The organism is Methylobacterium sp. J-048 (genome assembly GCF_022829515.1).
GTDB lineage: Bacteria > Pseudomonadota > Alphaproteobacteria > Rhizobiales > Beijerinckiaceae > Methylobacterium.
The window spans coordinates 64,103-77,268 of record NZ_JAKSYL010000077.1; the positions used below are offsets into that span (position 1 = coordinate 64,103).

Sequence of the window (13,166 nt, forward strand, 5' to 3'; positions counted from 1 at the left end):
CCTGGGCGCCGGCCTACGAGGGCCAGGCGCGAGAATGGCGGGGCATCCCCGAAAATCGCTGGGGACACTGGACTCATCCCGCCAGCCCCGCAAGGCGAAAGGATGGCGCGGGCCGGCCGTATGGTCTCAGGCGGGCTCGGGGGCAGGCTTCCTCGGAGGCTTGCTCCGTTCGCCGAGCAGGCTCGACAGAACCTCGGCTGGGATCATTGCCGGCAACGCAGCCGTCAGGAGGCCGTGAACGCTGACATGGATGTCTAGGTCAGCAATTTCGAAGGCAGCCCCGCCAGGCCATAGCTCGATCTGCGACAGAAAAGCCGGATCGACATCACGCAAGGGTTCGATCAGCCTGCGCGGGACCAAGAAGCCACCGTGCCGCTCGGTCAGGATCGCGACGGCGTCATGATCCAGCCAGTAGGCCACCGAACTTGCCCGGAACTCGCGCTCCGATTGCGCACGGCCCTGCCGAAGCGCCCGGGTGAAGTCCGCCTCGGAAACGACGTGGCGCGTCATGCCTCATCCCCTGTTCCGGCCTTGATCGTCGCCCTCGAACCGTCGTTGAAGTCCAGCGTCAGGTCCTCGCCGATCGAGTCGTAGACGGCCGTGCGAACCTGGCGGACGCTTCCACGCCGCCGCGCCAGAAACGTGAGGGATCCTGGCTGCCCGAACTCCTGAGCCTTGGCCAATCGCCCTTCGAGACAGGTCGTGCCTTGGACGGACCACCAAACTCTTCGGCAGGCCGCGAGATCGTCCTGTATCTCGTCGAGAAGCAGCCCGATCTCGCGACGCCGAGGCGCGTTCCGGAGCGGCTCGATGTCCCAGAGGGCGACGGCATCCGTAACGAACGAGAACCCGACGCGTGCGAGCCAGGCCTCGCGGCGCTTGAGAGCGCTGACATGCGGCGGGCAATGATCGTGCGAGAACACCACGACCTGCGCCCCCGTCCGCGCCGAAACGAAGACCTCCGCCATGCGAGACCTGCCCCCGAGCCGATCCTAACCGGTCCTGTCGGGTTTCCAAGCACCGCAGCGGAGCGCCTCCCGTCGGCCCCCCTCACATATTCGGATAGTTCGGCCCGCCCGGCCCCTCCGGCGTCACCCAGTCGATGTTCTGGTTCGGGTCCTTGATATCGCAGGTCTTGCAGTGGACGCAGTTCTGCGCGTTGATCTGGTAGCGCACGCCGTCGCTGGCGGCGGCGTCCTCGACCCATTCGTAGACGCCGGCCGGGCAGTAGCGGCTTGAGGGGCCGCCGTAGACGTCGTGCTCGGAGTGCTTCTGGAGTTCCATGTCCCGGACCTTCAGGTGCGGCGGCTGGTCCTCCTCGTGGTTGGTGTTTGACAGGTAGACCGAGGAGAGCCGGTCGAAGGTCAGCTTGCCGTCGGGCTTGGGGTAGGTGATCGGCGTCACCTCCGAGAGCGGCTTGAGGCAGGCATGGTCCGGCTTGCCGTGCTTGAGCGTGCCGAACAGCGAGGTGCCGAGCAGGCTGGTGGTCCACATGTCGATCCCGCCGAGCCCGACGCCCACCAGGGTGCCGTAGCGCGACCAGAGCGGCTTGACGTTGCGCACGGCCTTGAGGTCCTGCCCGATCGGGCTGTCGCGCCAGCCGGCCTCGTAGGCGGTGAGCTCGTCGCCGGCCCGGCCGGCCTTCAGGGCGTCCGCGATGGCGTCAGCCGCCTGGATCCCGGACAGGACCGCGTTGTGCGAGCCCTTGATCCGCGGCACGTTGACGAAGCCCGCCGAGCAGCCGACCAGGCAGCCGCCGGGGAAGACCAACTTGGGCACCGATTGCCAGCCGCCCTCCATGATGGCCCGCGCACCGTAGCCGATGCGCTTGGCGCCCGCGAAGGTGTCGGCGATCAGCGGATGGGTCTTGAACCGCTGGAACTCCTCGAACGGCGACAGGGTCGGGTTCTCGTAGTTCAGGTGCGTGACGAAGCCGACCGAGAGCAGGTTGTCGTCGAAATGGTACAGCCAGGAGCCGCCGCCCGCCTTGTTGGGCAGGGGCCAGCCCATTGTGTGGCGCACCAGCCCCGGTTCGAAGGTGGAATCCGGCAGCTGCCACAGCTCCTTCACGCCGAGCCCGTATTTCTGGTGGTCGCTATGGCGGTTGAGGGAGAAGCGCTGGACCAGGCCCTTGGTCAGGTTGCCCCGGGCGCCCTCGCCGAACACCGTGTACTTGCCGCGCAGCTCCATCCCGCGGGTGTAGTCGTCGCGCGGCTCGCCCGACTTGCCGATCCCGAGATCGCCCGTGGCGATGCCCGCCACCGCGCCGGATTCGTCGAACAGCACCTCGGAGGCCGGGAAGCCCGGATAGATCTCGACGCCGAGCGCTTCGGCCTGGACACCGAGATACTTGCAGACGTTCGACAGCGAACCCACGAAGTTGCCGTGGTTCGACATGAGCTTGGGGAAGAACACGTTCGGCAGGGTGACGCCGCTGTTCTTGGTGAGCATCATGAACTCGTCGCGCCGGACCTCGGTCTTCAGCGGCCGCTCCGGATCGGTGCGCCAGTCCGGCACCAGCAGGTCGAGGCCGTTCGGGTCGATCACCGCGCCCGACAGGATATGGGCGCCGACCTCGGAGCCCTTTTCCACCACGACGACGGAAATCTCTTCGCCGATCTCGGCGGCGCGCTGCTTCAGGCGGATCGCGGTGGCGAGCCCGGCCGGGCCGGCGCCGACCACGACCACGTCGAAATCCATGCTTTCGCGTTCGGGCAGCGCCATCGTCGAGCCTCCTGATTTCTTGTCGATTTGTTCGATCCGTTGCCGGATCGGCATTGCGTGCTGCCGTCTCAAGCGATTCCAGACTGGAAAGGCAAGCGGCCGGAGCCCGGACTTGAGCGAAAGCTCCCCTATGCCGCATGGGTGGGGCCACGGACGAGGTCGGGGCGACTCGGCGGTTCCCTTCGGGCACGGCACGGCGCCCGGGGCCGCGCCGTTCGGTCACGCAAGTCCTTGCCGTCGAGCGGGTTTCAAGAGTTGTCCACAGGCATCGAGCGCCCCACATGCTGAGCAGCATGCCGAGCCCCAACGACGCGCAAGCCGACCTCATCGCCTATCTCGATTTCCACGTGGAGGCCGGCGCCGACGCGGTCCTCGACGAGCAGCCGCATGACCGGTTCGGCGAGGCCGACACGCCGGCCCCGACCCTGCGGGCACCCCGGCGCCCGGCCGCGGCGCCGCGGCCCGTGGCCCAGGCGAACAGCCTCGTCCCGCCCCCGGGCTCGCCCCCGCCGGCGGCGCCCGCCCGCACCTTCGGACGCGCGGCCAGCGCCCAGCCGGACGAGGCGGCGAGCGACGCCCGCGCCCGGGCGCGCGAGGCCAAGAGCCTCGACGAGCTCGAAAAGATCCTGGCGGATTTCGACGCCTGCCCGCTGCGCTTCACCGCCAAGAACCTGGTCTTCGCCGACGGCAACCCGGAGGCCCGGGTGATGTTTCTGGGCGAGGCACCAGGCGCCGACGAGGACCGGATCGGCAAGCCGTTCATGGGCCGCTCGGGCCAGCTCCTCGACAAGATGATGGCGGCGGTCGGCCTCGACCGAACCAGCGCCTATATCGGCAACATCGTGCCCTGGCGGCCCCCGGGCAACCGCAACCCGACCCCCCAGGAGGTGGCGGTGTGCCGGCCCTTCGTGGAGCGCCAGATCGAGCTGGTCGACCCGGAGGTGATCGTCTGCCTCGGCGCCCCCGCGACCCAGACCCTGACCGGCACCAAGGACGGCATCCTGCGCACCCGCGGCCGGTTGTTCCCCTACAAGCTGCCGACCCGCGAGGCGAAGCTGCTCGCCACCCTCCACCCGGCCTTCCTGCTGCGCCAGCCGGTGCAGAAGCGCCTGGCCTGGCGGGATTTCCGGTCCTTGCGCGCCCTGCTCGACGGAAAAGCTTGACCGTGGGCGCGGAACCGGGCGTTCCCTCCCGTCATTAGAGCTTCGTCCCGAACGGTGTCTGCCGGCTTTCGGACATAGGCGATGCACAGTGAGGACCGCGCCCTGCCCGGCGGCAGGCGCGGCATCAGGGCGGTACCATGCGCTGGGACGATCTACGCAGCTCCGACAACGTCGAGGATCGCCGCGGTGAGGGCGGCGGCGGTGGTGGCATGGGCTTCCCGGGCGGCGGCGCGGGCGGACTCGGGATCGGCACCATCGTGGTGTTGATGATCATCGGCTACTTCACGGGCATCAACCCGGCGATTTTGATCGGCGGCGCCCAGCAGATCGGCCGCGGCGGCGGCCAGCAGGAGCAGCAGGCGGACCCGCAGACCCAGTCCAAGCGCCGCCAGGCGCCCACCGACGAGAGCGGCCGGTTCGCCTCGAAAATCCTGGGCAATACCGAGGATGTGTGGAGCCAGATCCTGCCGCAGCAGACCGGCAAGCAATACACCCCGACGACCCTGGTGCTCTACACCGGCGGCACCCGCTCGGGCTGCGGCTCGGCCCAGGCGGCCATGGGGCCGTTCTACTGCCCGCTCGACAAGAAGGTCTACCTGGATACCGGCTTCTTCAAGGAGATGGCGACCAAGTTCGGGGTGAAGGGCGATTTCGCCTACGCCTACGTCATCGCCCACGAGGTCGGCCACCACGTCCAGGACGTGCTCGGCATCCTCGGCAAGGTTCAGGCGCGCCAGCAGCAGGCCTCCAGCAAGACCGAGGCGAACGCCCTGTCGGTGCGGATCGAGCTGATGGCCGATTGCCTCGCCGGCGTCTGGGCCAAGAACTCCAACGACAAATACGCCGAGCTGGAGCAGGGCGACATCGACGAGGCCCTCAACGCCGCTGCCCAGATCGGCGACGATTCGCTGCAGAAGCGCTCGCAGGGCTACGTGGTGCCGGATTCCTTCACCCACGGCTCCTCGGCGCAGCGCCAGCGCTGGTTCACCGCCGGCTACAAGAGCGGCCAGACCAAGGCCTGCGACACGTTCCGGACGGCGAACAATTGAGACGGGGTGACGGGTTCTGCGAGCAGGCCCCGTCTTTGCGAGCGTAGCGAAGCAACCCAGCGGCGCTGCGCTCCCCGACGTGGCGTTACCCTGGGTTGCCTTCGCTCGCGATGACGGCGAAAGCTCCCAGTCAAGCGTCCCCTCTCACCTGCGGCTCCAGCGAAGGGCATTGGCCCGGACCTTCCTGCCTCTGCGGCATCCCGGCGACAGGGCTACGGACTTGACGCGAATGTCATTTCGCATTCCCGTTCCACCCGGTCTGACCCATGGAGAGCGCGATGGCGTCCCTCGCCGTGACGGCGAAAGGACAGGTCACCCTGAAACGTGACCTGCTGCAACACCTCGGCATCAAACCCGGGGAGCGAATCGACTTCGAGAAGCTGCCTGGTGGCGAGCTGCGCGTGCGGGCGGCTCGGCCATCCGGCACGATCGACAAGTTCCTCCATGCCCTCGATGGAAAAGTGACGCTGGATGCGCCGCTGACGATCGAGGCGATGAACGCCATTGCGGAAGCGGGCTGGACTGGCGCGCCGGACGACGGATGAACATCGCCGTCGATACCAACGTGTTGGCCCGGGCGATTCTGATGGACGATCCCGAGCAGGGCCGCACGGCGCGAAAGCTTCTCACGGATGCGACCACGATCGCGATCCCGCTCCCGTGCCAGTTGGTCTGGATCCTCGGCGCGGGGCCAAGCTCGCGACCGCGGATGTGGCGTCCGCGCTGCGCGCGTTGCTCGAAACCGGGAACGTCGCCATGAACCGGCCCGCCGTGGAGGCCGGGCTCGGGCTGCTTGAGGCCGGCGGCGACTTCGCCGACGGTGTCATCGCCCATGAAGGCCGCTGGCTCGGCGGCGAGACCTTCGTCTCGTTCGACCGGAAGGCTGTGGCGCTGCTGTCCCAGCAGGGGGAGGCCGCGCAGCTGCTATCTTGAGCGCGGCCTCGGTCGGGACATATCAACCCTTGCTCAGCCGCCGAGCATTCGCCTGGACCTTCCGGCGGTAGCTGCGGATCACCTTGCTGTTCGAGGCGCCGGAGGCGACCATCAGGGCCGCTTCGCTGGCCGCCATGATCTTCTCCGTCACCATGCGCTGCGCCTCGATCTGCGCGGCCGGACCGCCCACCGCGAACATCGCCATGCGCTGGGCAATCACGCCTTGAGCCTCGAGGCCCAGCATGGCCATGTCGAGGCTCGTCTTCCACCAACCGAACAGCATCGCGTTCCTCTGTCTCGCGCGGGGCAACGGCCCAGCCTGCGCTTGGCTCCCGGCGCCGGTCCCACGGTTGCGTGAGGGGCCCGCGGCCCCCGCGACCCCGGCTCCGTCTTTGCGCCGTCTCGATCCATGCCGTAAGCGGCCCGGAGCATTCTCTCCCGGACACGGCAACCGCCCTTCATGATACGCCTGGACAAAATCACCAAGCAGAACGGGCGGCAGCTCGTTTTCATCGAGGCCTCGGCCGCCCTGCAGCGAGGCGAGAAGATCGGCCTTGTGGGCCCGAACGGGGCCGGCAAGACCACCCTGTTCCGGATGATCATCGGCCAGGAGCAGCCCGACGAGGGCCAGGTCTCCGCCGACCGGGGCATCACCATCGGGTATTTCAGCCAGGATGTCGGTGAGATGGCCGGGCGCAGCGTCGTCACCGAGGTGATGGACGGGGCCGGGCCGGTGAGCGCGGTGGCGGCGGAGCTCGCCGAGCTCGGCGCGGCGCTGGCCGACCCGGACCGCGCCGACGAGATGGACGCCCTGGTCGAGCGCTACGGCGAGGTCCAGGCCCGGTTCGAGGAACTCGACGGCTACGCCCTGGAGGGCCGCGCCCGCGAGGTGCTCGATGGCCTCAGCTTCAGCCAGGAGATGATGGACGGCGATGTCGGCGCCCTCTCGGGGGGCTGGAAGATGCGGGTGGCGCTGGCCCGCATCCTGCTGATGCGCCCGGACGTGATGCTGCTCGACGAGCCCTCCAACCACCTCGACATCGAGAGCCTGATCTGGCTCGAAGCGTTCCTGAAGGCCTATGACGGCGCCCTGCTGATGACCTCGCACGACCGCGAGTTCATGAACCGCATCGTCACCAAGGTCATCGAGATCGACGGCGGCGCGCTCACCACCTTCTCGGGCGACTATGCCTTCTACGAGGAGCAGCGGAAGCTGAACGAGGCGCAGCAGCAGGCGCAGTTCGAGCGCCAGCAGGCGATGCTTGCCAAGGAGATCGCCTTCATCGAGCGGTTCAAGGCGCGAGCCTCCCACGCCGCCCAGGTGCAGAGCCGGGTGAAAAAGCTCGACAAGATCGAGCGCGTCGAGCCGCCCCGGCGTCGGCAATCGGTGGCGTTCGAGTTTCAGCCGGCGCCGCGCTCGGGCGACGACGTCGTGATGCTCAAGGGCGTGCACAAGCGCTACGGCAGCCGCACGATCTACGAGGGGCTCGACTTCTCGGTGCGCCGCCGGGAGCGCTGGTGCGTGATGGGGATCAACGGCGCCGGCAAGTCGACGCTGCTGAAGCTCGTCACCGGCACCACCGAGCCGGATGACGGCTCGGTCACGGTCGGCGGCAGCGTCAAGCTCGGCTACTTCGCCCAGCACGCCATGGACCTGCTCGACGGCGACCGCACCGTGTTCCAGACCCTGGAGGACGCGTTCCCGCAGGCCGGCCAGGGCTCGCTGCGGGCGCTGGCCGGCTGCTTCGGCTTCTCCGGCGACGATGTCGAGAAGCGCTGCCGGGTGCTGTCGGGCGGCGAGAAGGCCCGGCTGGTGATGGCCCTGATGCTCTACGACCCGCCGAATTTCCTGGTGCTCGACGAGCCGACCAACCACCTCGACATGGGCACCAAGGAGATGCTGATCACGGCGCTCGGCGCCTACGAGGGCACGATGCTGTTCGTCTCCCACGACCGGCACTTCCTGGCGGCCCTGTCGAACCGGGTGCTGGAGGTGACCCCCGAGGGCATCCATCAGTATGGCGGCGGCTACACCGAATACGTCGCCCGCACCGGCCAGGAGGCGCCGGGCCTGCGCAGCTGAGGCTTTTTTGGCGCAGGCGCGACCTTCGGGCTCGCTCCCGCGCCGGATTTCCGGCGCTATGCTCGGCCCGACCCTGGGGGCTGAGACGGCGTGCGACGCGTCCTGAAATTCCTGCACACGATGGGCTCCGCCGGCCTCCTGGGCGCGATGGCGGCCCTGGTGGTCATGGTGAGCCTGGCCCCGGCGCCGGCTGCCCTGCCCGGCTACGCCGCGATCCGGGGCGCCATGGGCGCTGTCGCCACCTGGATCTTCCTGCCGTCATTGGCCGCGACCCTGATGTCCGGCCTGCTGGCGATGGCGCTCAACCGCGCCTACCTCAACGCCGGCTGGGCCTGGATCAAGCTCGCCACCGGCGTGCTGATGTTCGAGGGCGGCCTGGTCTACGTGCAGGGGCCGATGAAGCGCGAGGCCGAGCAGAGCGCCCGGGCCCTCGCGGGCCTCCTCGATCCCGCGACGTTGGCCCGCTCGCTCGAAGGCGAGCGCGGCACGCTGTGGGTGCTGCTGGCGGTGGCGACCGCCAACGTCGCGCTGGGGATCTGGCGCCCGCGGATCCTGCGGATCCCGCACTAGGTCGATCGCTTGAGGTGCGAGACCAATCGGACTCCGAATCTCTCCCTCATCCTGAGGTGGCGTAGCGAAGCGGAGCCCTCGAAGGAGCCCTCCAGCCAGCCGCGCGATCCCTGGAGGGCTCCTTCGAGGCCGCTGACGCGGCACCTCAGGATGAGGGAGCGGGTGGGAAAACCTTCGAAATCCATTCTAAAATCGTTCAAAACGCCGGCTGCGTTCTAACTAATGCGCCAACTAACAAAATTATTTTCCGATACAGAATCCGGAGAACAGCCGGTCCAGCACGTCCTCGACGCCGACATAGCCGCCGACCTCGCCGAGGGACCGGACCGCAAGGCGCAGATCCTCTGCGGCAAGTTCGGGCAAGGCGCTCTCCCCTGCGAGCAACCGGTCGAGATGCGCCACGCAGGCGTCCAGGGCTGCGCGGTGGCGGGCTCGGGTGACGAGTGCGTCTCCGGTCCCGAGCCCGGCTTCCGCCACGTGCTGGATCGCGTCGAGGAGGGCTTCCAGCCCGGCTCCCGTCCGCGCCGAGACGGCCAATGCACCGGGCGGTACGGGTTGTGATGAGCCGGCAAATAAATCGGCCTTGGTGTGAATCACGAGTGTCCGAACCGTTGGCTCGCCGAGGTCGGGCACCGTGCCGCCCGGAGGCACGAGGGCCAGCACCAGATCGGCCGCGCCGATGCGGGCGCGGCTGCGCAGGATGCCTTCGGCCTCCACCGGCTCGGCGGTATCGCGCAGGCCCGCGGTGTCGACCAGAAACACCGGCAGGCCGCCGAGATCGAGGCGAACCTCGATGGCATCCCGGGTGGTGCCCGGCACGTCCGACACGATCGCCACCTCCCGGCGGCTGAGGGCGTTCAGCAGGGTCGATTTTCCGGCATTGGGCGCACCCGCCAGCACCACGAAAAACCCCTCGCGCAGACGCTCGCCCCGGCGGCCGTCATGCAGCGCGGTGGCGATGTCCTGGCGCAGGGCGGCGGCGCGGCCGAACAGGGCGGCGTCGAGGTCGGTATCGTCGACATCGCCCTCGTCGGAGAAGTCGAGGGCGGCTTCCGCGGCGGCGAGGCAATCGATCGCCTCGGCCCGCCAAGCCGCGACCTGACGGCTCAACGCGCCGTCGAGTTGGCGCAGGGCCTGGCGGCGCTGCCCCTCGGTCTCGGCGTCGATCAGGTCGGCCACCGCCTCGGCCTCGGCCAGATCCATCCGTCCGTTGAGCACCGCCCGGCGGGTGAAGGCACCCGGACCGGCGGCGCGGCAGCCCGGCATCCGCGCCAGGGCGGTGAGGACGCCCATCCGCACCGCTGCGCCGCCATGCAGGTGCAGCTCGGCCATGTCCTCGCCGCTGTAGGTGTCGGGACCCGGGAACCACGCGACCAGCGCTCGGTCGAGTTCGGTGCCGTCCGCGGGATCCCGCAAGGTCCGCAGAGATAGCCGCCGGGGCGGCGGCAGGGTGCCGCCGAGGGTGACGAGGATCTGCCCGGCGGCCGGTCCGCTCACGCGGATCACCGAGACGGCGGCACGGCCGAAGCCGCTGGCGGGGGCGAAGAGCGTGTCGGTCTCGGTCATGGTGTGTCGCTGCGGCGGGCGGCGGCCGCCGGATCCTCGGGGCGCGTTTCACGTGAAACACGAGCCCCGGTCTCTCTACCATCCCGGCGCCGCAACCGCCTCGTTCGATGCCATCGAATGGTCACGCTGGCCTATCAGATCGGCCGACGTTGCAGCCGAGAGACCTGAGTCGCGCCATGACATCCTGGACCCGCCGCACCGCCTGCCTGAGCGCCCTCGCCGCGCCGCTGATCCTGCGCAACGGGTTCGCCCGCGCCGAGGAGTCCGAGCCTGCATTGGTGGCGATCGAGCGCCGGCTCGGCGGCCGGCTCGGGGTCTCGGCGGGCACGCAGGCGGGCGTCCTTCTGAGCCATCGCGCGGATGAGCTGTTCCCGATGTGCAGCACCTTCAAGGTCCTGGCCGCCGCCGCCGTACTGGCCCGGGTCGATGCGGGCACCGAATCTCTGGACCGGGTCATCGCGTTCGGACCCGGCGACCTCCTGAGCTACGCGCCGGTGACCCGGAAGGCTGTTGAAGCCAGCGGCGGCACCGGGCGGATGAACGTGTCGGATCTCTGCGCCGCCGCCATCGAATGGAGCGACAACAGCGCGGCCAACCTGCTGCTGACCGCGCTGGGCGGCCCAGAGGCGCTGACCCTTTGGCTGCGCGGCATCGGCGATCCCGTCACCCGCCTCGACCGCAACGAGCCGACCCTCAACACCGCGCTGCCCGGCGACCCGCGCGACACCACCAGCCCGGCGGCGATGCGCGAAACCCTGGCGCGCGTGCTGCTCGGATCCGTCTTGTCGGCGGCCTCGCGCGGGCGGCTGGAGGCCTGGATGATCGCGTCCCGGACCGGGCTCAAGCGCCTGCGGGCCGGATTGCCGGCGGACTGGCCGGCCGGCGACAAGACCGGCACCGGCGACAACGGGACGTTCAACGACGTGGCGATCCTGCGGCCGTCAGGACACGCGCCGGTCTTCGCCTGCGTGTACGTCACCGGAGCCCAGGTCCCGGCGGAGGCGGTGGAGGCCGCCCATGCGGAGATCGGCCGGCTCGTCGCCGCGCGGGCGGGGGGAGCCTGAACCGAGACGGCCATGGCCAGGACGCCCGCAAAGACCACCCGCGCGACCCAGGCCCTCGACAAGGCCGGCCTGCGCTACGGCCTGCACGCCTACGATTACGATCCGGAGGCGCCGCGCATCGGCCTCCAGGCCGCGGAAGCGCTGGGCGTCGCGCCCGGCCGGGTGCTCAAGACTCTGATGGCGGCGGTGGACGGCAAGACCGTCTGCCTGCTGGTCGCCTCCGACAAGGAGGTCTCGATGAAGCGGGTCGCGGCGGCGTTTTCCGGCAAGGCGGCGGCGATGCTCAAGCCCGCCGACGCCGAGCGCCTGACCGGCTACCATGTCGGCGGCATCAGCCCGCTCGGACAGAAGCGGGTTTTTCCGACCGCGATCGATGCCGGCTCGCTGTCGGACCCGGCCGCCGAAATCCACGTCAACGGCGGTGGCCGGGGCCTGCAGATCCGCCTGATCGAGGGCGATCTCGTGGCCGCCCTCGCGGCTCTGGTGGTGCCGCTGACCTGAACCGCGGCGCGGGCGTAAGCCAACGTTTACCCTGTTCCCGCACCCTGTCGCCGGAACGGGGATGGGTCGGGCATGCGGGTGACGGGGCGATACGCGATCGGGACGGCGCTCGGCCTGACCCTGCAGCTGATTACCGGGCACGGTGCCCTGGCAGCGGATCTCGACGTGCGCGGCGGCTACGACATGGTGACCCGCAGCGGCCCGCGTTTCTTCCCGCGCAACGACGGGATCGACCGGCCGCCGGTCTACAGCCTTCGCACCCGCGCGGTTCCGGTGGGCTGCACGCCCCGCCGGGTGCCGGTGCCGACCAACGCGCCGGACGATCCGAGTTATGTCGGCTCCGAGTACGGCCTGTCGCATCCGAGCTATTACGGCTTCACCCCGCCGCCGGGCGTCGACGACCCGTTCGGCCGGTCGCTCCTGCCCTACTGCCCCTGATCCGGCGCAGGCGGGTTTCTCTCCCGAACATCATGGTCTAGATCGGCGCCCCGCCCTGGAGCCCGACCTGTGCCCGAATCGACAATCCAGCGTTTCAGCGATCTCGCCGCCCTGCGCCGGAGCGTGACTGGCTGGCGCGGTGCGGGCGAGCGCGTCGTCCTGGTGCCGACCATGGGCGCACTGCACGAGGGCCATCTCGCCCTGGTGGCCGAGGCGAGGCGGATTGGCCGGCGGGTGGTGGCCAGCATCTTCGTCAACCCGACCCAGTTCGGCCCGAACGAGGATTTTTCGCGCTACCCGCGGGACGTTGAGGCCGACCTCGCCCTGCTCGGCCGGGCCGGTGCCGACGCCGTCTGGACGCCCACGGTGGAGACCATGTACCCGCCGGGCTTCGCCACCCGGATCGATGTCGCCGGGCTGACCGAAGGATTGTGCGGCCCGTTCCGGCCCGGCCATTTCTCCGGGGTCGCCACGGTGGTGACCAAGCTGCTGAACCAGGTCGGGCCGGACGTCGCGCTGTTCGGCGAAAAAGATTTCCAGCAGCTCCGGGTGATCCAGCAGGCGGTGGCCGATCTCGACCTGCCGGTGGAGATCCGAGGCGTGCCGACCGTGCGGGAAGTGGACGGCCTCGCCCTGTCGTCGCGCAACCGCTACCTCTCGCCCGAGGAGCGGGCGGTGGCCCCACGGCTCCACGCGGTGCTGGCCGCGATCGCCGCTGCGGCCCGGGGTGGTGGCCCGGTCGCGGGCCCGGTCGCCGAGGGACGCGCGGCGCTGGAGGCGGCGGGTTTCCAAGTGCAGTACCTCGCGGTCTGTGATGCCCGGACCCTGGCACCGGTCGAACGGGTGGACGGGCCCGCCCGGGTTCTGGTGGCCGCGTTCCTCGGCCGGACCCGCCTGATCGACAACGTGGCGGTTTGAAGGGCCGTTCGACCGGTCTTTCCGACCCTCGCCCTCATCCCGAGGGACGGAGCGAAGCGGAGGCCTCCTTCGAGGCTCCCTGTGCGCGCACATCCGGATGAGGGGAAGGGCTGGAGGTCCGTCCCATTGGGCCGTCCCTGGACCAGCCAAAGCTCCG

General features: G+C 69.6%; 14 protein-coding genes and 1 pseudogene. 10 read left to right on the forward strand and 5 right to left on the reverse strand.

Going from position 1 to position 13,166, the window contains the following annotated elements:
* Window positions 1-126: 126 nt before the first annotated feature.
* From MKL09_RS04720 to MKL09_RS04730, 3 genes are all read right to left on the reverse strand, one after another.
* Window positions 127-510, reverse strand: coding sequence for a hypothetical protein (locus MKL09_RS04720; RefSeq protein ID WP_244018410.1), 384 nt, complete (start codon window positions 508-510; stop codon window positions 127-129).
* Entirely contained in the window at window positions 507-968 is a 462-nt protein-coding gene (locus tag MKL09_RS04725; protein WP_244018411.1) for a hypothetical protein, read from the reverse strand. The genes MKL09_RS04720 and MKL09_RS04725 overlap by 4 nt, the downstream gene beginning before the upstream one ends.
* A gap of 82 nt (window positions 969-1,050) precedes the next feature.
* Entirely contained in the window at window positions 1,051-2,724 is a 1,674-nt protein-coding gene (locus MKL09_RS04730) for an electron transfer flavoprotein-ubiquinone oxidoreductase (RefSeq protein WP_244018413.1), read from the reverse strand.
* A 281-nt stretch (window positions 2,725-3,005) separates the two neighbouring features.
* On the opposite strand from MKL09_RS04730, the gene MKL09_RS04735 reads away from it, so the two are divergent.
* The 4 genes and pseudogenes from MKL09_RS04735 to MKL09_RS04750 all read left to right on the forward strand — a co-directional run bounded on the left by MKL09_RS04735 (window position 3,006) and on the right by MKL09_RS04750 (window position 5,869).
* A complete protein-coding gene (locus MKL09_RS04735; RefSeq protein ID WP_244018415.1) occupies window positions 3,006-3,887 on the forward strand; it encodes a uracil-DNA glycosylase family protein in 882 nt (293 codons plus the stop codon).
* A 137-nt stretch (window positions 3,888-4,024) separates the two neighbouring features.
* Entirely contained in the window at window positions 4,025-4,936 is a 912-nt protein-coding gene (locus MKL09_RS04740; RefSeq protein ID WP_244018417.1) for a neutral zinc metallopeptidase, read from the forward strand.
* A gap of 278 nt (window positions 4,937-5,214) precedes the next feature.
* Complete coding sequence (locus tag MKL09_RS04745) at window positions 5,215-5,481, forward strand: AbrB/MazE/SpoVT family DNA-binding domain-containing protein (RefSeq protein WP_244018418.1); 267 nt, start codon at window positions 5,215-5,217, stop codon at window positions 5,479-5,481.
* Window positions 5,478-5,869, forward strand: a pseudogene (locus MKL09_RS04750) (type II toxin-antitoxin system VapC family toxin). Before MKL09_RS04745 ends, MKL09_RS04750 begins: the two are co-directional and overlap by 4 nt.
* 22 nt (window positions 5,870-5,891) lie before the next feature.
* Here MKL09_RS04750 and MKL09_RS04755 read toward each other — a convergent pair.
* Window positions 5,892-6,152 (reverse strand): hypothetical protein, encoded by a 261-nt coding sequence (locus MKL09_RS04755; protein WP_244018420.1) that lies wholly within the window; start codon window positions 6,150-6,152, stop codon window positions 5,892-5,894.
* Between the two features lie 177 nt (window positions 6,153-6,329).
* Between MKL09_RS04755 and MKL09_RS04760 the strand changes: the two genes are divergently transcribed.
* On the forward strand, window positions 6,330-7,952 hold the full coding sequence (locus tag MKL09_RS04760; RefSeq protein WP_244018422.1) for an ABC-F family ATP-binding cassette domain-containing protein: 1,623 nt from the start codon (window positions 6,330-6,332) through the stop codon (window positions 7,950-7,952).
* Between the two features lie 90 nt (window positions 7,953-8,042).
* The gene (locus MKL09_RS04765; protein ID WP_244018424.1) at window positions 8,043-8,522 is read left to right on the forward strand and encodes a hypothetical protein; all 480 of its coding nucleotides are present in this window, start codon (window positions 8,043-8,045) and stop codon (window positions 8,520-8,522) included.
* 240 nt (window positions 8,523-8,762) lie between these two features.
* On the opposite strand, the gene mnmE is transcribed toward MKL09_RS04765, so the two are convergent.
* Window positions 8,763-10,088, reverse strand: a complete 1,326-nt coding sequence (gene mnmE / locus MKL09_RS04770; protein WP_244018426.1) for a tRNA uridine-5-carboxymethylaminomethyl(34) synthesis GTPase MnmE — start codon at window positions 10,086-10,088, stop codon at window positions 8,763-8,765.
* Window positions 10,089-10,264: 176 nt separating this feature from the next.
* On the opposite strand from mnmE, the gene bla reads away from it, so the two are divergent.
* The 4 genes from bla to panC all read left to right on the forward strand — a co-directional run bounded on the left by bla (window position 10,265) and on the right by panC (window position 13,009).
* On the forward strand, window positions 10,265-11,152 hold the full coding sequence (bla, locus tag MKL09_RS04775) for a class A beta-lactamase (RefSeq protein ID WP_244018428.1): 888 nt from the start codon (window positions 10,265-10,267) through the stop codon (window positions 11,150-11,152).
* Window positions 11,153-11,164: 12 nt separating this feature from the next.
* Window positions 11,165-11,653, forward strand: a complete 489-nt coding sequence (locus tag MKL09_RS04780; RefSeq protein WP_244018430.1) for a YbaK/EbsC family protein — start codon at window positions 11,165-11,167, stop codon at window positions 11,651-11,653.
* Between the two features lie 72 nt (window positions 11,654-11,725).
* Entirely contained in the window at window positions 11,726-12,091 is a 366-nt protein-coding gene (locus MKL09_RS04785) for a hypothetical protein (protein ID WP_244018432.1), read from the forward strand.
* A 69-nt stretch (window positions 12,092-12,160) separates the two neighbouring features.
* A complete protein-coding gene (gene panC, locus MKL09_RS04790; RefSeq protein ID WP_244018434.1) occupies window positions 12,161-13,009 on the forward strand; it encodes a pantoate--beta-alanine ligase in 849 nt (282 codons plus the stop codon).
* The last annotated feature ends 157 nt before the right edge of the window (window positions 13,010-13,166 follow it).